Raw genomic sequence first — 20,344 nt, 5'->3', positions numbered from 1 at the left:
CGGCAATATTGGCAACGTCGATCAGGGACAGAGGAAAGAGTTATGGCAGAAAAAATAGTAATTAAAGCAGAGAAGCGTGATACGCGCGGCAAAAACGAAAACCGTCGACTCCGTGCTTTGGGCAAGATCCCGGTCGTTGTTTACGGCGGCGGATCGGAAAGCCTTGCGGCCACCGCTGAGTTAAAGGACCTTGCGGCGATCATCCGTTCGGACTCGGGCATCAACACCGTTTTCTCACTCGATATTGAGGGAGAGGGCGTCAATGATGTCATTTTCCAGGCTCGTCAGATCGACGCCGTCAGGGGTCGTCTGATCCACGCCGATCTTCGCCGTTTTTCTAAGGGTGAAAAGATCGAAATGACGGTCCAGATCCACTTGACAGGCCAAGCGGCCGGATTGCAAGATGCCGGAGCAGTTTTGACGCAGGCTCTGCGCGAGATCAAGGTCTTGTGCGAACCGGCGAACACGCCTGAGTCGATCGATGTCGATGTGACCGATCTGGCGGCTGGACATTCTATTCACGTTTCGGACCTCAGTGTCGGAGCCGGAATCGAATTGCTTGAAGCTCCGGAGACCGTAGTTGCGACGATCGTGACGGTTAGCGAGGTCGTGCTTGAACCGCAGCTCGAAGCCGGAGCACAACCCGAAGTGGTCGGTGAAACGCCCGGTGATGGCGGCGAAGCTTAATCGAGGACGTTAGACGTTGAGTAAATGGCTCATTGTCGGGCTCGGTAACCCGGGCGACAAATACGATCGGACGAGGCACAACGCGGGTTTTATGCTCGTCGACCGTCTCGCCGCCCGACTTCAGACACGGGTCTCAAGAGCGGAATGCCGATCATTGATCGGGCGAGGGGTAGTAGGCGATAACGCGGTGGAATTGATAAAGCCGCAGACGTTTATGAATCTCAGCGGTGAGGCAGTCAACTGTCTCGTCGCAAAGCCCGAAAGAGTGGGTTCACAACTCATCGTCGTGTCAGATGATCTGGCATTACCGTTTGGCAAGATTCGCATCAGGCCAAAAGGGTCGCACGGTGGACAGAACGGGCTGAGATCGATCATCGATTGTTTGAAAACGCAGGAGTTTATCCGGGTCAGGATCGGAATCCAACCGGAACACCCGATATCGAGTGCATCGAATTTCGTTCTGGAGAATTTCTATAAAAGCGATATCGAAAAGCTCGACGAGATATTGGATACTGCGGCGGATGCAGTCGAAATGATAATCGCTGATGGCGTTGATGCCGCGATGGCGAAATTTAATTAGTTTGAAATATCGGGGTTCGGCCGATTGGCGATTGACCCGAGCAGCAGGATCCTTACTTCATTCCAAATGAGAATGAGGTTGGTTAGCCGAAAGGAGAAAGGAAATAAATGGCAAATAGAACGTACGAAGTTATGTATATCGTCAATCCGGAGACGGAAGGCGAGAAGATCGAGAAGCTAAACGAAGCGGTTGGTAAATTGATCGAAAAAGAAGGCGGCGAAGTCGTTCGCTTGGACAATGTCGGCATTAGAACGCTGGCTTATCCGATCCAGAAAAAGACGGAAGGCCACTATGTCTTGTTTGAGGTCAATGGAACCGGTCAGGAGATCCTCGAGCTCGAACGCCGTATGCGCGTAAACGATCTGATCTTGCGCTACGTCACGGTCCGCGTCGATGAGGATCGAAAGGCCGCAGACAAACGCTTGGCAAAGCGTGAGGCGAAAGCTGCGAAACGCGCAAAATTCCGCCCGACAGAAGAATCGACGGAGGTGTCAGCCGAGGCTTAAGCGTCGCCCGACAAGGAGAAAGTTATGGCAGAGAAAGAGATTGAATTGATGGACGATAGAGGCGGTTTCGGTGTTGGTGAGGACGTGATCGGTGATCGCCCCCGCCGCTTTCAGCGTCGCCGACCGCGACAGTTGGTTCCGGATTATGTCGATTGGAAGGATGTCGATTATTTGAGGCAGTTCGTTCCTGAGCGTGGCAAGATCATGCCGCGCCGCATTTCGGGCATTTCGGCGAAAGATCAGCGTCGTATCGCAACTGCGATCAAGCGAGCGCGTTCGATGGCAATGCTGCCGTTCGTTGCCGACTAGTAGGAATTATTAATCGGATCATTGTTTCGGCATAGAGCTAATATTTAGCTCAACGACGCGGTCCATTACCAAGAGGATTGAACATCATGGCAAATACAACAATATTATTACGCGAGGACATCGAACATGTCGGCGGCCGCGGCGAGATCGTAAAGGTCAAGGCCGGTTACGCCCGCAACTACCTGTTGCCTCAGGCGTTGGCTACGCTCGCCACCAAAGGCAACGTTAAGCAGATCGAACAGGAGCGTGCGGCACTTTTGAAAAAGGCTGCGATCGAAAAGGCAACGGCTGAAGCTCAGCTCGAGCAAATGTCGAGCATTGCACTCAAGTTCGAGCGCAAAGCAGGCGATCACGGAACGCTGTTTGGCTCGGTCACATCGATGGATATCGCTGAGGCTCTAAAGGGCAAGGGATATGAGATCGATCGTCGCCGAATCGTACTGAAAGACGCGATCAAAGAAACCGGAGAATACACGGTAAACGTCAAACTTCATCGCGAAGTAACTCTTTCGGTGCCGGTAACAGTTAGTGCAGAAGGTGGAGAAGCTCCGGTCAAGGAAGAAACTAAGGCCGCCGAACCGGCAGTTGAACCTGCAGTTGAGGCTGTTGAAGCGACGGAAACCGACGCGGCATAAGCCATTTAATGTGAGTTGGATAAATCGTTTCGGATTCTTTGAAAGGGAATCCGTATGAGAGTAAGATTAGAGGCTGCAAACTTAAATTTGCGGTCTCTTTTTTCATCCGTTGTGGCCATCTCACGATCCAAACGGTTTTTTAACTCATTTATCTGGAGCAGTTACACGTAATGGCAGGTGCATTTCCCGACGTAAGACGCGAACAATTTTTAGAGAAACCGTTGCCAAGCAGTGAGGACAGCGAGCGAATAATTCTCGGCGCTATTCTTCTGGATAATTCGGTGATCGCTCAGGCGGTCGAGCACCTCAAGCCGGAGGATTTTTATTCGCCGCTTAATCGCCGGGTTTTCGCTGCGATGATCGCCCTTTTTGAAAAGCAAAAACAGATCGATCCGATCCTGATCGGCGAAGAACTGAAGAAAGAAGGTTCGCTCGAATCGATCGGCGGCACAGCAACTATCACTAATCTCACATTTGGCCTACATCATTTCTCAAATGTAGAAGAGTACATCAATGTGGTTCGGGAAAAGGCAGTCGTTCGAAATCTCATCCGCACGTGCAACTCGATCACGAGTGAGGCACTCGCCGAAGAAGAAGATGCGGATGTCGTGCTCGATCGTGCCGAACAGGCGATCTTCGCCTTAGCAGAAGCCAGAACGAATCAGAGTTTTTCGCGGATCGCTCCGATAGCTGACCGCGTCCTGATACGGGTTCGCGAACATCAGGCAGGAGGAAACAGCGGCATTACGGGGCTGTCGACCGGTTTTGTTGAACTCGATGAAATGACGTCCGGACTGCAACGAACCGATCTGGTGATCGTCGCCGCCCGCCCGTCGATGGGAAAGACCGCTCTTTGTCTGACACTGGCGCAGAACGCTGCACTGCAATCGAATGCTGTCGTAGCTTTATTCTCACTCGAAATGTCGAAGGAACAGTTGGTAACGCGTATGCTCGCCTCCGAAGGGCGGATCAACGCTCATCGTTTTCGAACAGGCCACCTTGTCCAAACCGAGTGGGAACGACTATCGCAAGCGATCGGAGAGTTGAGCGAGGCTCGACTGTTCATCGACGACACTCCCGGAATCTCTGTACTCGAAATGCGTGCAAAATGCCGCCGTCTGGCTGCTGAGCAGAAACAACTTGACCTGATCGTCGTCGACTATCTCCAACTTATGTCCGGCGGTAAGCGTTCGGAGTCCCGGCAGCAAGAAGTTTCGCAGATCTCGCGAGAACTCAAGGCCCTCGCCAAGGAACTTGACGTTCCGGTAGTCGCACTTTCCCAGTTATCGCGGGCTCCTGAGGCTCGAACTCCTCCCAGACCACTTATGTCAGATCTTCGCGAATCAGGAAGTATCGAGCAGGATGCCGATATTGTTGCGTTTATCTATCGCGAAGATTACTACAAACCGACAGACGAAAACCAGGGACTTGCCGAATTGATCATCGCAAAACAGCGTAATGGCCCGACCGGTTCGGTTAAGCTTGCATTTCTTAAAGAATTTACCAGATTCGAGAATTATTACGGCGGCTAGATCGTTTTGTGGAGGCAGCTTATGACAGATGACTTGCGGTTTCCGATAGGTGATTTTGACCGGAACTACGAGGTCTCGTCGAAAGCGAGAGCATCGAGGATCCAGGTCATTAATGAACTCCCGGCAAAGCTTGCCGCAGCGCTTAGCGGACTGGATGATGATCAACTCGATACACGTTATCGCCCGGAGGGTTGGACCGTGCGTCAAACCGTACATCATCTTGCCGACAGCCATTCAAACTCGCTGACGCGGTTCAAATTGGCTCTGACCGAGGATACACCGCCGACTATCAAAACATATTTCGAAGAGCGTTGGGCCGAACTCGCTGATAGTAAACTTCCGATCGACGTATCGATAGCGATGCTTAGTGCGATCCACGTGCGCTGGGAAAGACTTCTCCGATCGATGTCCGACAATGATTTCCAGAAGAGCTTTATTCATCCCGAAACAGGGAACTGGCCGCTCGAAGGTGCGTTGGCTCTTTACGCCTGGCACTCCGAGCATCACACGGCACACATTACGCATTTGCGTGAGCGAAATGGCTGGTAGGAATCTTCACCGCAGATGAACGCGAAAAAAGCAGATATGAACTAGGTAAATAGAAGTCCTGATCTGCGACCATTGGCGTGTATCTGCGGTTGATGCAAAGGTATAGCTTATGACCGAAGCACCATCAAACCGACTGATATCACTGGATGTTTTCCGCGGAATGACGATCGCGGCGATGGTGCTCGTAAATAACCCGGGTACCTGGTCGCATATCTACGACCCGCTCGAGCACGCCCCGTGGCACGGATTGACGCCGACGGATTGGATCTTTCCTTTCTTTTTATTCATCGTCGGCATTGCGATCTCGATCGCTCTCGGTAAAAGGATCGCCGAGGGCGTCACGCGAAGAGTCTATTCCAAAATCGTCTCGCGATCGGCAATGATATTCGGACTCGGGCTTTCGATGTCCGTAATTCCATTTTTTCAGTTTGCGGCAACGGACGCACCGGACAGCCTCAAGATGCTGATCTGGATGGCGATGGCGGGCGGCCTTTTGTTCTTGCTACTCCGCAATTTCAAGATCGCCGGCATTTTGCTAGGTTTGAGCATCGCGGGCATTATCGGGCTCAATCTGGGCGGGTACAATGTCGTACCATACAATTTTGGCACGATGCGGATTTCGGGTGTGCTGCAGCGAATAGCGGTGTGCTATTTGGTCGTCTCGATCATTTTTCTTCATACAAACTGGAAGCAACAACTTGGTATCGCCATCGCGATATTGCTCGGATATTGGGCGATGATGACCCTGATCCCGGTTCCCGGTTGTGAAGTCACCTCGATCGGCGACAAAGCCTGTAATCTGGCCGCCTGGCTAGACCGAACTATATTGACCGAAGATCATATCTGGCGATCCGCTAAGGTCTTCGATCCGGAAGGCATTCTCTCGACGCTTCCCGCGATCGCAACTACCATTTCGGGCGTATTGACCGGAACTTGGCTGATCTCCAAACGCGACACGCTACAGAAGTCAACGGGAATGTTTTTCTTCGGCGTCGTATTATTTGCCGCCGGATACATATGGAATAGCTATTTTCCGTTCAACAAGGCTCTATGGACAAGTTCGTACGTTCTGGTCACATCGGGCCTTGCCTTGCTCACGCTCGGGGCGTGCTACTGGCTGATCGACATCAAAGGCTACAAAAAGTGGGCCAAGCCGTTCGTCATATTCGGCGTAAACGCTCTGCCGCTCTTTGTCTTTTCGGGTATATTTGCCCGAATGATCGGTGCCTATCGCGTAATAGGTGCAGAGGGGCAACCCGTCGTGATCCAAAAATGGATCTTTGATAACGTGTTCCTGGCGATTGCCCAACCCGTCGACGCGTCGCTGCTCTACGCGATCTGCTTTATTCTTCTATGGCTTTTCCTGATGTGGCTCTTGTACCGCAAGAAAATCTTTATAAAAGTTTAACAATGTCCGACAAACTTCAGTTTGTCGTTCAAAGTGTCATTGCCGGGTCGGATAGAAATCGGTACTCAACGCGACCTACGAGCTAAGTTGGCTCGTCAAACTAAAGTTTGACGGACAATGAAAGTCCGACAAACTTCAGTTTGTCGTTCGAAGTGTCATTGCCGGGTCGGATAGAAATCGGTACTCAACGCGACCTACGAGCTAAGTTGGCTCGTCAAACTAAAGTTTGACGGACAATGAAAGTCCGACAAACTTCAGTTTGTCGTTCGAAGTGTCATTGCCGGGTCGGATAGAAATCGGTACTCAACGCGACCTACGAGCTAAGTTGGCTCGTCAAACTAAAGTTTGACGGACAATGAAAGTCCGACAAACTTCAGTTTGACGAAATTCAGCGTGACAAAGTGGTACTTGTGCGACGGTGCTCAACGCCGTCCCTTGACCAGGCCGACTCAACAAACAAAAGTTTGTTGGACACCAATGAATCATTTCGGTTACAAGCAAGTTTACCGACGGAAACGACCCCACATCCATCCACCCGGAGCGACACTGTTTGTAACATTCCGGTTAGCTGGGTCGATTCCGCAAGAACTGGTGAGAAAATACAAGAACGAGCGGATGATCCACGAACGAGCTATCGAAAAGGCCGTCGAAAGCGATCTGACCGGAGATAGGACCAGTATAGAATCGGTAAACGTGATCGATTTTCACCGGAAATGGTTCTCGCGATTTGACGCAATTATGGACATGGCCGCCTCAGGTCCGAGGTGGCTGTCGAGCCCGAACATTCGGAAGATCGTCAGCGACAAACTCCTTGACGGCGATGGCCCGAAATATCAGTTAGACGCCTTCAGCATAATGTCGAATCACGTTCACGTCGTTTTACAGCCTAATCTTAACGAACGCGAAATGACCGAAATAAGAACTTCAAAAGGAATACGTTTTGAGTCCAAACAGGACACGCTCGCCGAAATTATGCAGTCCATTAAGGGAAATACCGCTCGGCAATGCAATACGTTGTTAGATCGAGTCGGTTCGTTTTGGGAAGCGGAGAACTTCGATCACGTCATTCGCCACGGTGCAGGATTGCAAAAGGCGATTAGATACACGCTAAATAATCCTGTAAAAGCAAAACTAGTCGGCCACTGGACGGAATGGCCGGGAAATTATCTCGCGAAGCGATTACAAGACGACCCCGGATTCGATTTCAGTTAAACGTCAAAATGTCCGACAAACTTCAGTTTGTCGGCCGCAGCCAGATTTCGGTAAAGCGTTGACATTGGGATTCAATGCTCGCTCCCCGCTAAGTTGGCTCGTCAAACTAAAGTTTGACGGACATTGAAAGTCCGACAAACTTCAGTTTGTCGGCCGCAGCCAGATTTCGGTAAAGCGTTGACATTGGGATTCAATGCTCGCTCCCCGCTAAGTTGGCTCGTCAAACTAAAGTTTGACGGACATTGAAAGTCCGACAAACTTCAGTTTGTCGCTCGCAGCGAGTAATCTGTAAAGCGTCGACCTTGGTACTCAACACGACCCCCGTGCTAAGTTGGCTCGTCAAACTAACGTTTGACGGACATTCTATTTGATCTCGAATGCACGTATCTCAGTGGCGAGTTCCCGTGTAAGCTGTTCTTTTTGCCCCGCAAGATCGCGTCTTTCCTTTTCCATCTCCTCAAGCCGGGTCTCCTGTTCGCCAGCCTTAGCGATGTACCTTGCTATCAAAGCCTTTGCCTCGGCGGTTTTTGAGAGTGCCTCGATGTTCTCGCGGAGGCGTTTTTGGTCAGCTTCGATCTTTTCGACCTCATCGTCAAAACTCTCGAGCTTGTTGTCGATCTCGGCGAGTTTCGTCCGCAGATCGATCAGCTTTTCAAGTCGTGCCCGTGTCGCTTCATCGATGTAGCGTCGGGTGACAAAGAGCGAGAGATCGGTCTTTGAAAGCGATGAGAGCTGATAGGTGTCCATCAGTGGCTGACGAACCGATAGCTTGAGCTGCTTTTCCTCAAGCGGGGCGAGCTCGACACGAAAACGGTAGTATTTTTGGGTTACGTAATCCGGTTTTGGCGTATCTTCGGACAGTTCCCAATCGTCGCGTTTTAGATATTCGATATAGAGCACTTTGGGCCGGTCGGTCTGGTTGGATATGTCGTACGTTTTCTGCTCCGCCCTGAAGTAATGGACTTGGAGGACACCGTTGACGGCCTTGACCAACTTGGCCGGTTCGCGATCGCCGGTTTGGCGGACACGGACGTGCGTGCCGAGATCGAGGGCAAAAGATATCAACCGTTGCTCTTTTGGCTTTAGGCGTTCCATAAGGGCTTCGCCCGCATAAGCGTTACCGTCGATGACCGTGAGGCTACCGCTTTCCAGCGTTAGATTTGTCATATTCTTGAGCAAAACACCGCTGAACGGACGATCCCGACGGGCGGATTCGTTATAGATCGAAACCCGCTCGCCGTCCATTTTGGTCTGAACGATCGGAATAAGAGCGGAGCGATTCTTTTCGACCGTGACTGGTTGCTCGATACGATATTCAAACAGGTCACCGACCTCTTCACCGCTGGCAACGGCCGAAACGCCTGAATTCGGGCCTGTAAGGGCATCGCTTACTTTCGTAGTGCTGAGAACCATGCTGTTATTCGAATTTAACCCCGCGCTTCGAAAATTTGTCACTTCCTGTCCGTCTATAACAAACGTATTCTCGGTTCCTGACGCTCCGTCCACCGTGAAACCGCCCGCCAAGGCCTCCGGTCGCACGCCGGGCACAACCTTTAATGAACTTGTAAATTGCCCACTTTTCGGAAGGTTCCCGATCTGTGCGTTTGTCACATTAGTCCCGATCGAAGTACCACCCGTACCACTTCCAGAACCCGAACCGGTTCCAATTCCGCTCTGGGGTTCATATATCTGTGGCTCAAGCTGTAGATCCGACGGGATCGGAACGACCGGGCGATATCGATAGAAGGGCTTTTGTAGATTCTGAATAAAGGAGATCGGCGAACCTGATACGAGCGACATCTGTACTCCACTCCAGTCCTCGTCGCTGACGTTATCGACGATCGCCCAACCTTGAAAGAAAGGCTTGCCGTCGGCGTCGAGCACGACGCGGTAGGTTGTCTTCCAGATCGGGGCGGCGATGGTATAGCTTACGACCATTTCGCGTTGTCCGGTGCCGGTGCTGGTGACAGTGATGGTCTTGGCGTCAAGCCGACGGGTCGATGCAGTGGCGTTGGCAAACTCGTTTATGTCCTTTCGGGTGCCTTCGTCGAGCAGTTTGACGCTGCGGACGTCTGCGAGGTCAAAGCTCGATATCTCGCCGCTGTCCGACGCGATCACGAGAACGCTGGTGATCTGTACTTCTTTTTCGGTCTTGATCTGTTTGCGTTCGATCGTCAGGATCGAACCGGTCGCCGTGCCTTTCGTTGACGATACGATCACTTTGGCACCCTGTAACTGCGAGAGCACCGACGATATGCCGCCGCCGTCACCCGAGACAGGATTAACCGAAAACGGGATCTCCGCCATCCTCGACGAGATCGGTGCCGACGAATTATAGCTCACCGCTCCGATCTTGCCCTGGCCGAGATCGAGCACGACCATCGATTTGAGTACATCGTCCACCTGCGATTGCTTGAACGGCAGATCGACCTCGGCATTGCCCGTGACAAATCCGCGGCGCTCGACATAAGCGACGCCGTTCGAATACAAGATCACCCGACGGATCGGCAGGGAATTGGCGGGCTTGCCATTGCTGGTCAACGCCGGTCCGGCCAGCGGCGGTGTCCGACGAACTCCCCTAACCTGGGCCTGAGCTGAGATGGAGCACACGAGTATCAAAAGGGAAATAATCTGTTTTCTCATTATTTTAGGTGTCCTTGCTTTACAAAGTCTTTGCCGTTTCACGCTAAAGGATGGTTCGAAGGTGTAAATTGGTTGCTTTGGCGCCAATTAACCGACCATTGAGACCGGACATTGTCGCGAATTAAAAAAAGCACGAACCGGATCGCGTCCGAATCGTGCTTTTACGCGACTGTTTGTGGCTGCGCCGGTTTAGCCCGCGGCGGCTACTACTTTTTCGGCGGCGTCTTGCATGCCTTGGGCGGTTAGGATACCGATGCCGGATTGCTCTAGGACGCGGCGGCCTTCTTCGACGTTTGTGCCTTCGAGACGGGCGACGATCGGGATGGTTAGGCCGAGATTTTTGTAAGCCGCGACCACGCCGTTGGCGACCATATCACAACGGACGATGCCGCCGAAGATGTTGATCAGCACTGCCTTAACATTTTTATCGGCGAGCAGGATCTTGAACGCCTGTTCGACACGCTCTTGGCTAGCACCACCACCGACGTCGAGGAAGTTCGCAGGCTCACCGCCCGCGAGCTTGATGATGTCCATCGTCGCCATCGCGAGGCCGGCACCATTGACCATACAGCCAATGTTGCCGTCGAGCTTGATGTAGTTGAGGTCGTGCTTGGACGCCTCGATCTCAAGCGGCTCTTCCTCGGCAAGATCGCGTAATTCGATAAAATCTTTGTGACGGAACATCGCGTTATCGTCGAAGGTGACCTTCGCGTCGAGTGCGATCAGGCGACCGTCCTTAGTCAGTAGAAACGGATTGATCTCGACGAGCGACGCATCGATGCCCTCGTACGCCTTATAAAGTGCGAGCATGAATTTCGACGCTTGGCCGATCAATTCAGCCGGAATACCGAGCCCGAAAGCGAGCTTGCGAGCCTGAAATCCTTGCAAACCGACGGACGGATCGATCGTTTCCTTTAATATAAGCTCCGGGGTCTCTTCAGCAACTTTTTCGATGTCCATTCCGCCTTCGGATGAGGCCATAAACACATTGCGGCCCGTCACACGATCTAACGTGATGCCGAGATAAAATTCGCGGTCGATCGGCAAGCCTTCTTCGACGAGGATAGTTTTTACTTCTTGACCCTCGGGGCCGGTTTGGTGAGTGACAAGCTGCATTCCCAAGATCTCAGATGCAAGTTGATTAGCCTCTGCAGGCGATTTTGCGAGCTTTACACCGCCGCCTTTGCCTCGACCACCGGCGTGTATCTGGGCCTTGACGACTACGATGTCGGTACCGAGTTCCTTGGCCGCTGCCTCGGCTTCTTCCGGGGTACGGGCGACGATGCCACGGGGCACCGGAACGCCGTATTGTTTCAGGATTGCCTTGCCTTGATATTCGTGAATTTTCATAGAATTTTGAACGAAAGCGTAAAAAAGAGTTTAACTTCCGGGCGTTCAAAAATCAAAGGCCGAACCTCTTGCGGCCCGGCCTCGATGTTTGGAAAGCCACTGTGATCAGTTGGATGTGGTCTTGATCTTTATGCCGATCAGCTTCCAGGTGCCGTCATCCATCGTATATTTGAGTTCAAAATTCGCCTGTTGGGGCTTGGTCGGATAATGGCCTTTGACGATCAGGGCATCGACGCCCGAGACCTTTTCGATGGTCGGTGCGGGCGTCAATGTTGCGTCGAGCGAGGCGATGGCCTTTTTGAAATTGTAATTCTCCTTGTCGTCGACAAAATCCTGAAATGCCGTTAGCATTTCATCCTCAGTGGACGAATCACGCCAGACCTTGGCCGTCTTTTTGTGAAAATCCCCAAAATCGCCCGACTGGACAGCATCGCCGAAATCAAAAAATGTGGATTTAACGAGTGTTTGGAGTTTTTCGTCCGACGGTATCACGGGTTTGACGTCGCTGGTGCTCGTATCTGAACCACCGCCGCCGGTCTTTTTATAGACAACGCCGCTGAGAGTCATCTTATCGCCCACAGGAGCCTTGTCGATGGTAAAGCTGGGCCCGAGGCTTGCCATCGTGATCTTGAGCGTTTTGGCCGTTTCATCGACCGCAACGCCGCCGCCGGTGATGGTCGTGGAGCCCGACTTATAATCGCCGCCGCCATCAGCTCTGATCGTGATGGTCGAACCGTCATCGCCCTGCCAAACCCCTACATAACCGGACGGCGGCGGTGTGCCTGATCCGCAGCCTAGACCGACGATCAGGAGGATGCCCAACGCAAATATGAGTGAAGGCGACGAGCTATTGCTTTTGTAAAGGTCAATTATGTTCATAGTGCTCCGTTTTGCAAATGAAATATTTACACGACCGCCGGCCGACAATTACGGTATATTTACGACGAGTTTTAAGAGTTTCCACTCACCGCCTCGCATCACGTATTCAAAATCAAATCGCACTGCATAGGGCTTTGTCGGAAACTTACCGGTCGCCACGAGGATCTTGAGGCCTTTTTCGCTGCGGAGCGACGGAGCCGAAGTGAAATCGGCATCGGCATCCTTAACCTTTCTAAGTATCGGGACGACAAGCGACTTTTTGCCGATGTACGACTTAAAGGCCGTGCGCATCTCATCAGCGCTATAAGTGCTCTGAAAGTCCGAAGACGCGTTGGAGCGCAGATCATCAAAATCTTCGCTTTGGATCGCCTCAGCAAACTGTGCGACCGAATCCTTCACCAGTCCCTCGACAACGCTGTCTGACGGAACGTCATTTGAAGGCTTCTCGGTGTCGATCGGCGTGTCTCTCGACTTTTCGGTGTCCTTTGCGATGTTCGAAAGGTCAAAGCTCTTGTTGCAGTTGCAGCCGAGGGCGATACTGCCCACGACGGCGAGTGCGATCAGTCCGCTGATCAACGCATTTTTGCCAAATAGGATCTCATTAAAAATTTTCTTCATAAGTTTATGTCGTCGCCTCAATCCTTGCGCCACGGCTGAAGCAGGTTTCTCCAACTGTCGGATGTCCGCTGGTATTCGCTCTCGCAACGGACGGCACGCTCCTTGGGCAGATAGCCTTTAAGCACGATGTTTTCGTATTTAGTCGAATTCGATCCGTAGATCATACACAGCGAATTATAAAATCGCTGTTCCTGCAAAAGATGCTCGTCCGCCAGATCCTGACGACCGTTTGTCCGCCGTTTGGACTCGATCGCAAATGCATCGGCAGCGGCGAATACGGCATTCACGCCCTCTTCGCCCAGTTCCTCAAGATTGATATAGGCCGAGGCTCGATCGGCGGCGTCCTCTTCGTTGCCGGTGATCGGTAACTTATATGTGTCTATCAGTGCGTGTCCGATCTCGTGCAGAAAGACAAAGCGGACCGCGTCAAACATCTTTTCGTACGCCCTCTCATCCGAGATGCCGCTTGAGCGAAACACCTGATAGAAATGCTCCATCATCTCGTAACACACGGTAACGGTCTGGTCATTAGAGTCGTAAAATGCGTTGACCTCGCCGCAGTCTTTGGTTCGGAGCGTGATGTCGTGCGGCAACACAAGTGCCTTATTCAACTGATCGGCGGCCTTCTCCATCAGGCGTTCCTTGCGGACTTGGCTGTCGATCTCAGCGTACTTCCGGTTTGTCACGGCCACGTGTTCCACCAGAAAATCGCCTTCGTCCTTGATTGAGTTCTTAGGCGAGTTGGCTCTTTTGTCATCGGCCGGGGAACTATTGGCAACCTTTTTCTCGGGCGTCGAGGAACCCGACTCCTGATCGCGGTCCGAGCGGCATACGCAGGCCGTTATCAGAAAAAGGATGCTGATAACCAACGCCAAATTGATCAAATTGCGATCCATACCGTACCCTGTTACGCCGAGATAAGTGGATTAGACAAGATTGTGCCTGCGGTGTCAAACAAATTGCCGCCAAAAGGCCCATAATGCCGAAAAAGACCGGGCAGGCCGACGTCCCTGCTCCGTTAAGCCAGCCGTATTAAATTCTGCTTTCTTAATCCTCGGTCAGGCCTTTGTAATACTGTCCCATTGCCCGCTACATTTATCGACGAGGGCCTGTGTGATATGCGAGACCGCAGGACGGTATGCGTGAAATATGAAACATCGCAGTTGGTCCGCTCGTAACGTCAAAGAACAAAGAGCAGTTTAATTCTATCTCGCTTAATTAAATATTATTTTGAGGAATCTATGAGCTATGTAAAATTCGCCCGGCGGCTTGCCGCGGGATCGTTGGTAGTGTTGTTTGCGTGCGGTTCGATATTGCAGGCTCGGCCGCTAAGGTCGTTTTCGCCGTTAGTCGAAGACGAAAATCGCCCGCTGCCGGCCGTAAACTGGATCAGAAGCCGCACGATCGACGTCAAGCACATCGACATCGATCTGAGGTTCGACTGGGATAAGGAACAGGCTTTTGGCGTGACGGCCGTAACGTTTGCTCCATTTGCAGATACTGACAAATTTGCGCTCGACGCGGCGATGATGACCATAAATTCGGTAAAGCTCGCAGGCGGCGGAAACCTGCAATATGCCTACGAGGCCGCGAAAGGTAATGACAATCTCGAGATCACGCTCGACCGCGTTTACAAGGCCGGCGAGGACATTAAGGTCGTCATTGATTATGCGACCAACTATGTAAATAAGGTAGATGATAATGAGACGGCGATCGGCAGTTTTGGACGTGGGCTGAGGTTTATTAAGCCGACGGCGGACGATCCGAACAAACCGCGTCAGATCTGGTCGCAGGGCGAATCGGAATTTAACCGCTACTGGTTTCCGTCATACGATACGCCCAATGATTTTCGCACTACGGATATGAGGGCCACGGTTGCCAAACCATTTACGGTCGTAGGCAACGGTAAACTGGTCGAGACCAAAGAAAATGCCGACGGCACGCGCACGTTTCATTGGAAAATGGAACAGCCTTATTCAAACTATCTGACCTCAATAGTCGTAAGCGAGACGACGCCGGTCATTCAGGATTTTGATGGTGTGCCGGTCTATAATTACGGCTACCCCAACGAGACCAAGGAGGTTGCCGCAACGGTCAGGAACTTGCCGGCGACTATGCGTTTCTTCTCGCAGATCACCGGTGTCAGATATCCGTACGCCAAATACTCGCAGGCATTCGTCGAGGAGTTTGGCGGTGGAATGGAAAATATTTCGGCCACCACGCAGATCGAGGAAATGATCCACGATGAACGTGAACTGCTCGATACTGATAGCGAGTCACTGCAATCGCACGAGCTCGCACACCAGTGGTTCGGCGACTATGTGACTTGTCGCGACTGGGGACAGATCTGGCTCAATGAGAGCTTTGCGACGTATATGCAAGCTATGTGGACCGAAAAGCTAAAAGGCCACGATGAGTTTATCTACACCGAGATCCGCAATAACCAGGATGCGACGATCGGAGCTTGGCGGCAGGGCAACCGCCGACCGATCGTGACGAAGTACTATGCCAATAAGGATGCGATGTTTGACACGTATGCGTATCCCGGCGGCGGTTCGGTGCTGCATATGCTGCGGAAGCACCTCGGCGACAGAGCGTTTTATGCGTCACTCAAGCATTATTTGACCCAAAACGCCCACCAACCTGTTTCGACCGAAGAACTGCGGATCGCGATCGAGGAAACGACCGGGCAGTCGATGGATTGGTTTTTCGACCAGTGGCTTTACCGAATGGGCCATCCCGTTTTTGAGATCACTCAAAACTACGATGAAGCTAAAAAAGAATTGACGCTCAACGTAAAACAGACCCAAAAGCTCGATCTCAACAACGAGTACCCGCAGACCAAATATTTTCAGACATACGTCGATGTCGCCGTCGACAACAAGGTCGAACGCGTCTGGCTCAAGCCTCAAGAGGAGAATGTTCTAACATTCAAGTCAGCCACAAAGCCGAAACTGGTCAATTTTGATTACGAGGGTACGTTGCTCAAGGAAATGACCTTTGAAAAATCGGCCGAAGACCTATTTTACCAAATGGCCAACGATAAGGATCCGGTCGGCCGCCATTGGGCAATGGCTCAACTTGCCAGCAAGAGCACCTCCGAGGCCGACAAGGCAAAGTTTATCACTGCTTTGATCAAAACGGCGGAGAATGATCCGTTTTGGCAGGTTCGCCGTGACGCTCTCGCAGAGATCGCCAATATCTACCTGCCTAACGCGATGCCCGGGCAGGAGATCCCGGCAATTAAGCTAGACGCCAACGTCGAGGCGGCGGTAATTCGTCTGACCAAGGCCAAGGAACTTCAGATCAAGGGCGACGCAATGGAATTACTAGGCGAGACCCGCGATAAGAAGTATGCCGATATCTTCGTGGCTAATCTGAACGACCCGTCCTATCGGATTATCGGCCAGGCGTCGATGGCACTGGCTCGTGTCAAAGACCCGCGTGCCTATGACGCTCTGATAAAGCTGACGAAAACGCCGTCGTGGAAGGGCCGTATCCAGATCGCGGGACTAAAGGCTCTGGGCGAGCTTGGTGATAAACGAGCGTTTGACGCCAGCTATAGCATCGCGACGGACAAGAATCAGTCGATGGGACTCAGGACCGCTGCACTGGTCGTGGTCGGTAAGACAGGCAAGGGCGACCCAAGGGCGTACAGTCTGATCTTCGAAAAGTTCAAATCGGCTTTCGACTCGGGCAATATTCAGGGAATCCAGAACGGAATTGTCGCTATCGTCAAACTTGGCGATCCACGGGGCCAAGAGGCGATCGATATGCTCAAGGCCAAGTTTAAGAATAATGCAGGTGCGATGCAGTGGCTCGCGTCGCAGGAAGTAGCCTTGAAAGCGGCGAAGCCGTAAATCTAACCGCGGTACAAAAGCAAAAGACGGCGGGCCGAAAAAGCCCACCGTCTCTCATTTCAGATATCTCGAGTTTTAGTTAGACCCATCGGGAATGATCTCTACCTTTACGTTGAAAGCACCCGAATTGTCATCAAGAAAGCCTTCGTTTATACCGAGGAAAAGGGCACCATCGCGGGTCGCGACAAATTCACGTTCGGCTCCGATGTATATGAAATCGTTGTTGTCATCGCCGATCACGGCGATGAGAGCACCGGTCGGAACATTCTTGAGCAGCTTTTGAGCGTCGTCGAGTTCAGAAATACCAGACGCGGTCGATGACTTACCCTTGCCAAGCGAGATCTTGCCATCGCCCGAAACGCGGATCTTTTGGCCCTTTTTCAGCACCCAACCTGAATTGGTCCAACCATTAGCAGTGTTGTCCGCGAGCACTTTTACATTCCAGACGATCGGCTTCATCGTGCCGCCGATCGGCTTCGTGACCGGCGTTGTTGTATTACCTGCGTTTGCCCCGATGCGGACGTTGTCGGTCGTGACCACCTTTGGCGTTGATGCCGTGCTGGTATTGACCATCGTCGGTTTGCCGGAGTTTGAGGATGAGGGCGTCGTCATAGGCATCTTGTCAGGTGCGTCGAACTGGATGGAATCGATCTCGGAAGCCGAGTAGGTCATCTGTTTCATTCGCGACCCTTCGCCGATGGCGATCGTAAACTTACCTCCGGCAAAGCTGACGATGCGACCTTTTAGAATGCTGCCGTCCTTTAACCGAATGGTATCGGCAAAGGCCACGACGGACATCGTGAGAATGAGTGCGGCTGATATAGCGGTTTTGATAGATCTTGAGCTAAATGACATATTTTCTCCAGCAGTTGCTAGTTTCGACCCTTTTTTAAGACTGGATCGGGCAAGCCTCAGTTAACCGCAAAACAGATGAAAATCAGGGGCGTTTAGTTGCAATATTTGCGAGATGTGCAAATTCTGCCTAAATAATACAAAAAAATCCTAAGGTTGTAAATTAAATAACTAACCGTAGATGGTTGATTACAGCGAGGTTGTGAGGATAACAGACACCTCAAAGTTTTCCACATGTGGAAAACTTTGAGGTGTAAGCGTAAACCATTGTGGAAGAGCATCGACCAATGTCTTGGAGCTACCGCCCAATTTGATCTGACGGTGTGCTAATGTTCCTTGAATTAACCACGAAAATATGAAACAAGTTAGTTGTGGATTGTATAAATTCGGTTCAATTTGAGCATATTGCCTGCGACGCCCGGGAGGTGTTGAATGAAACAGATAATTAGGTCAGCCATCGCTTTACTTTTAATAACTCTTGGAACCTGGGCACAAACTGAAAGCCCGACTCCGACTCCGACACCCTTGTCGAAGATCGATCAGATCGCTGAGCAGAAGAAATTGATCGAAAGGGAAACCGAATTGCTCAAGGCCCGTATCGAGTACCTCAAGGCATACAATGAGGCGACCGGCGCGAGCGGTATGAACAGGGAAAACAGCGGCGGTAAGACCACCTTTACCGCGCCCGATCAGACGCCGGTCATCGAGGTGACATCATTGAGTTATGAAGCACTCGATGAAGTCGCAACGAAGGTCGATCAGCACCTTAGACCGCATATCGGCCGCTATGACCGCCTGGTGTTGTTTTATGAACCCGATTTTCTAGCTCTTTCCCGTTATCGAATATATCGCGAACAGGCGAAACTTGCCCTCGCGAACTATGAGGTATTGGTCAAGGCCGTCAATGACGCCGCCGGAAGTGGCGGGCAAAAGTCGGTCGGTATCGAGTCAGTTAGCGAAACTCGCAGCGGCGGCCTGATCACCGCTCTCGGTCTGCCGTCGATCGCCGGTTCCACGATCAGATCCGTTGCTGAGCTTATTTCGCTTTTCAGAACCGACCAAACGATCACCGAATCAATGGATACGATCGACAGGAAGGGAGCGGTTAGTGCAGTCATCGCGGGTCGTATGCTTAGCTCAAACAGTGGTCTGCTGGTGTACAATCCGGAGCAGTTCGTGCCAGAGTATGACGTCGGGATCAGCGACGACAATTCGTTTTACAACACTCTCGCAAGGCTACAGGCCGCCAATGCATATATTGATTATTTTATCGACTCAAATAAAAGGCTCGTCGAAGGCCGCCAACCCGGTGATGAATTAGCTCGATTACTGGCATCTGCCAAAATTGTGAAAACACAACTCGCGACGATGTCATTTGCGATTACGCCCGACATCTTTCCGGAAACTCCGTCGGAAAAGATAGACGCAACCGAGTTTAGAAGTATGGTCAGGGCCGAGAAACTGGATCGATTTCTTAGGAACGGTAGTGGCGGTGCCGGGATCTTACGAGTCCGTCTGCTCGCGTCAGGCGGTAGCCGCAGGGAAAGCCGCAACCTCTTGCTTGGCAACAAGACGGACTATAGCGGTAGTGCCGTCATCGAACTGTCGCTGTATGACGCGGACGGCACGATGCGGTTGTCTGAGGTGATCAGGCACCATACCGGATTTAGAAAATTCAAGCCGAAGTTGAATATCCAGCAATGAGGTATTCCAACGGACCTACCGCCAATTCTTTTCTTCGAGTATTTGGATATAGTTGCTGCGCTCGTAACCCGCCGGATCGGACACGTGTTGTTGGCTCATCGCCCCCTTAAATGAGTCGATAGAGACGAATTTCATTTCGGTCATATATCGATCGAGATCTTCGAGTATGTCGGCGATCCAACCGATGCCGTGCTTGAGGATAGCTGACGCAACCATCGCTACATCCGCACCGGCGAGCAGATATTTTATCAACTCTTTAGCACCGTGAACGCCGGTTGTCGCGGCGAGCGATGCCGGAGTCCGGCCATAAAGTACCGCGATCCATAGCAGCGGCAGTCTGATCTCAGCCGGAACGCTTAACTCAAGGTTGGACAACACTTTAAGCTCATCGATATCAAAATCGGGTTGGTAGAATCGATTGAAAAGTACCAATGCATCAGCTCCTGCCATCGTCAATTGCTGACACATATGGCCGACCGACGAGAAGTACGGGTTGAGTTTGACGGCAATCGGTATTTTGACCGTGCTTCGTACCAATTGCACGATATCGAGATAACGCAATTCGACGTCAGTGGACGTCAGCCTGAGGTCGGCCGGGATGAAATATACGTTTATTTCGAGCCCGTCCGCACCGGCCTGCTCGATCTCGCGTGCGTATTCGATCCATCCGTCCGCCGTGATTCCATTCAGGCTGGCGATGATCGGGATATCGACGCGCTCCTTAGCCTTACGAATAACTTCAAGGTATTGGCCAGTACCTACCGAAAACTCCTCAAGGTCCGGAAAAAAGTCCGCTGCCTCGGCAAATGCGTTTGTGGTCGCCCGTAGTACCTTATCGGTCTTGTCAGCCTCGCGGCGGATCTGTTCCTCAAATAACGAAAACAAGACGACAGCACCGGCACCGGCGTCTTCCATCGCGGCGATATTATCAACTTTTTGGGACAAAGGGTTTGCGGACACCACCAGCGGCGTACGTAAGTTAAGTCCCATATATCGTGTGCTTAGATCGAGCATTGTTTT

Annotated in this window: 18 protein-coding genes; 11 read left to right on the top strand and 7 right to left on the bottom strand. The window is 51.8% G+C overall.

The window, feature by feature from the left end:
- The first annotated feature begins 42 nt into the window (after positions 1-42).
- The 9 genes from IPQ00_08655 (at position 43) to IPQ00_08615 (ending at position 7,418) form a co-directional block, all read left to right on the top strand.
- On the top strand, positions 43-687 hold the full coding sequence (locus tag IPQ00_08655) for a 50S ribosomal protein L25 (protein ID MBL0240628.1): 645 nt from the start codon (positions 43-45) through the stop codon (positions 685-687).
- A gap of 16 nt (positions 688-703) precedes the next feature.
- A complete protein-coding gene (locus IPQ00_08650; GenBank protein MBL0240627.1) occupies positions 704-1,267 on the top strand; it encodes an aminoacyl-tRNA hydrolase in 564 nt (187 codons plus the stop codon).
- A 107-nt stretch (positions 1,268-1,374) separates the two neighbouring features.
- Positions 1,375-1,773 (top strand): 30S ribosomal protein S6, encoded by a 399-nt coding sequence (gene rpsF, locus IPQ00_08645; protein ID MBL0240626.1) that lies wholly within the window; start codon positions 1,375-1,377, stop codon positions 1,771-1,773.
- 48 nt (positions 1,774-1,821) lie between these two features.
- Positions 1,822-2,082 (top strand): 30S ribosomal protein S18, encoded by a 261-nt coding sequence (locus IPQ00_08640; protein ID MBL0240625.1) that lies wholly within the window; start codon positions 1,822-1,824, stop codon positions 2,080-2,082.
- An 86-nt stretch (positions 2,083-2,168) separates the two neighbouring features.
- Complete coding sequence (locus IPQ00_08635; GenBank protein MBL0240624.1) at positions 2,169-2,717, top strand: 50S ribosomal protein L9; 549 nt, start codon at positions 2,169-2,171, stop codon at positions 2,715-2,717.
- A 170-nt stretch (positions 2,718-2,887) separates the two neighbouring features.
- On the top strand, positions 2,888-4,249 hold the full coding sequence (gene dnaB / locus IPQ00_08630; protein ID MBL0240623.1) for a replicative DNA helicase: 1,362 nt from the start codon (positions 2,888-2,890) through the stop codon (positions 4,247-4,249).
- A 21-nt stretch (positions 4,250-4,270) separates the two neighbouring features.
- Complete coding sequence (gene bstA, locus IPQ00_08625) at positions 4,271-4,798, top strand: bacillithiol transferase BstA (protein MBL0240622.1); 528 nt, start codon at positions 4,271-4,273, stop codon at positions 4,796-4,798.
- Positions 4,799-4,907: 109 nt separating this feature from the next.
- Entirely contained in the window at positions 4,908-6,206 is a 1,299-nt protein-coding gene (locus tag IPQ00_08620) for a DUF5009 domain-containing protein (protein MBL0240621.1), read from the top strand.
- A gap of 591 nt (positions 6,207-6,797) precedes the next feature.
- Entirely contained in the window at positions 6,798-7,418 is a 621-nt protein-coding gene (locus IPQ00_08615; protein ID MBL0240620.1) for a hypothetical protein, read from the top strand.
- A gap of 363 nt (positions 7,419-7,781) precedes the next feature.
- Here IPQ00_08615 and IPQ00_08610 read toward each other — a convergent pair whose 3' ends face one another.
- The 5 genes from IPQ00_08610 to IPQ00_08590 form a co-directional block, all read right to left on the bottom strand.
- Positions 7,782-10,061, bottom strand: a complete 2,280-nt coding sequence (locus IPQ00_08610) for a hypothetical protein (GenBank protein ID MBL0240619.1) — start codon at positions 10,059-10,061, stop codon at positions 7,782-7,784.
- A gap of 189 nt (positions 10,062-10,250) precedes the next feature.
- The gene (gene sucC, locus IPQ00_08605) at positions 10,251-11,411 is read right to left on the bottom strand and encodes an ADP-forming succinate--CoA ligase subunit beta (GenBank protein ID MBL0240618.1); all 1,161 of its coding nucleotides are present in this window, start codon (positions 11,409-11,411) and stop codon (positions 10,251-10,253) included.
- 105 nt (positions 11,412-11,516) lie between these two features.
- On the bottom strand, positions 11,517-12,290 hold the full coding sequence (locus IPQ00_08600; protein ID MBL0240617.1) for a hypothetical protein: 774 nt from the start codon (positions 12,288-12,290) through the stop codon (positions 11,517-11,519).
- A gap of 48 nt (positions 12,291-12,338) precedes the next feature.
- A complete protein-coding gene (locus IPQ00_08595) occupies positions 12,339-12,908 on the bottom strand; it encodes a hypothetical protein (GenBank protein ID MBL0240616.1) in 570 nt (189 codons plus the stop codon).
- A gap of 17 nt (positions 12,909-12,925) precedes the next feature.
- The gene (locus tag IPQ00_08590; GenBank protein MBL0240615.1) at positions 12,926-13,804 is read right to left on the bottom strand and encodes a hypothetical protein; all 879 of its coding nucleotides are present in this window, start codon (positions 13,802-13,804) and stop codon (positions 12,926-12,928) included.
- A gap of 345 nt (positions 13,805-14,149) precedes the next feature.
- Between IPQ00_08590 and IPQ00_08585 the strand changes: the two genes are divergently transcribed.
- The gene (locus IPQ00_08585; protein MBL0240614.1) at positions 14,150-16,768 is read left to right on the top strand and encodes a hypothetical protein; all 2,619 of its coding nucleotides are present in this window, start codon (positions 14,150-14,152) and stop codon (positions 16,766-16,768) included.
- A 75-nt stretch (positions 16,769-16,843) separates the two neighbouring features.
- Here the strand turns inward: IPQ00_08585 and IPQ00_08580 are convergent, their stop codons facing one another.
- Positions 16,844-17,623, bottom strand: a complete 780-nt coding sequence (locus IPQ00_08580; GenBank protein ID MBL0240613.1) for a hypothetical protein — start codon at positions 17,621-17,623, stop codon at positions 16,844-16,846.
- A 429-nt stretch (positions 17,624-18,052) separates the two neighbouring features.
- On the opposite strand from IPQ00_08580, the gene IPQ00_08575 reads away from it, so the two are divergent.
- A complete protein-coding gene (locus tag IPQ00_08575; protein MBL0240612.1) occupies positions 18,053-19,324 on the top strand; it encodes a hypothetical protein in 1,272 nt (423 codons plus the stop codon).
- Between the two features lie 15 nt (positions 19,325-19,339).
- Here IPQ00_08575 and IPQ00_08570 read toward each other — a convergent pair whose 3' ends face one another.
- Positions 19,340-20,338 (bottom strand): dihydroorotate dehydrogenase-like protein, encoded by a 999-nt coding sequence (locus IPQ00_08570; protein MBL0240611.1) that lies wholly within the window; start codon positions 20,336-20,338, stop codon positions 19,340-19,342.
- Positions 20,339-20,344 lie beyond the last annotated feature (6 nt).

The organism is Chloracidobacterium sp. (genome assembly GCA_016720705.1).
Taxonomy (GTDB): domain Bacteria; phylum Acidobacteriota; class Blastocatellia; order Pyrinomonadales; family Pyrinomonadaceae; genus OLB17.
This window is presented reverse-complemented; position numbering and strand designations above follow the sequence as displayed.

Excerpts from the sequence above, each read along its gene's own strand:
- sucC (MBL0240618.1), bottom strand. The coding sequence starts at position 11,411 with ATGAAAATTCACGAATATCAAGGCAAGGCAATCCTGAAACAATACGGC.
- IPQ00_08585 (MBL0240614.1), top strand. The coding sequence starts at position 14,150 with ATGAGCTATGTAAAATTCGCCCGGCGGCTTGCCGCGGGATCGTTGGTA.
- bstA (MBL0240622.1), top strand. The coding sequence starts at position 4,271 with ATGACAGATGACTTGCGGTTTCCGATAGGTGATTTTGACCGGAACTAC.
- IPQ00_08655 (MBL0240628.1), top strand. The coding sequence starts at position 43 with ATGGCAGAAAAAATAGTAATTAAAGCAGAGAAGCGTGATACGCGCGGC.
- IPQ00_08575 (MBL0240612.1), top strand. The coding sequence starts at position 18,053 with ATGAAACAGATAATTAGGTCAGCCATCGCTTTACTTTTAATAACTCTT.
- IPQ00_08570 (MBL0240611.1), bottom strand. The coding sequence starts at position 20,338 with ATGCTCGATCTAAGCACACGATATATGGGACTTAACTTACGTACGCCG.
- IPQ00_08600 (MBL0240617.1), bottom strand. The coding sequence starts at position 12,290 with ATGAACATAATTGACCTTTACAAAAGCAATAGCTCGTCGCCTTCACTC.
- IPQ00_08580 (MBL0240613.1), bottom strand. The coding sequence starts at position 17,623 with ATGTCATTTAGCTCAAGATCTATCAAAACCGCTATATCAGCCGCACTC.
- dnaB (MBL0240623.1), top strand. The coding sequence starts at position 2,888 with ATGGCAGGTGCATTTCCCGACGTAAGACGCGAACAATTTTTAGAGAAA.
- IPQ00_08590 (MBL0240615.1), bottom strand. The coding sequence starts at position 13,804 with ATGGATCGCAATTTGATCAATTTGGCGTTGGTTATCAGCATCCTTTTT.
- IPQ00_08610 (MBL0240619.1), bottom strand. The coding sequence starts at position 10,061 with ATGAGAAAACAGATTATTTCCCTTTTGATACTCGTGTGCTCCATCTCA.
- IPQ00_08595 (MBL0240616.1), bottom strand. The coding sequence starts at position 12,908 with ATGAAGAAAATTTTTAATGAGATCCTATTTGGCAAAAATGCGTTGATC.
- rpsF (MBL0240626.1), top strand. The coding sequence starts at position 1,375 with ATGGCAAATAGAACGTACGAAGTTATGTATATCGTCAATCCGGAGACG.
- IPQ00_08640 (MBL0240625.1), top strand. The coding sequence starts at position 1,822 with ATGGACGATAGAGGCGGTTTCGGTGTTGGTGAGGACGTGATCGGTGAT.
- IPQ00_08635 (MBL0240624.1), top strand. The coding sequence starts at position 2,169 with ATGGCAAATACAACAATATTATTACGCGAGGACATCGAACATGTCGGC.
- IPQ00_08620 (MBL0240621.1), top strand. The coding sequence starts at position 4,908 with ATGACCGAAGCACCATCAAACCGACTGATATCACTGGATGTTTTCCGC.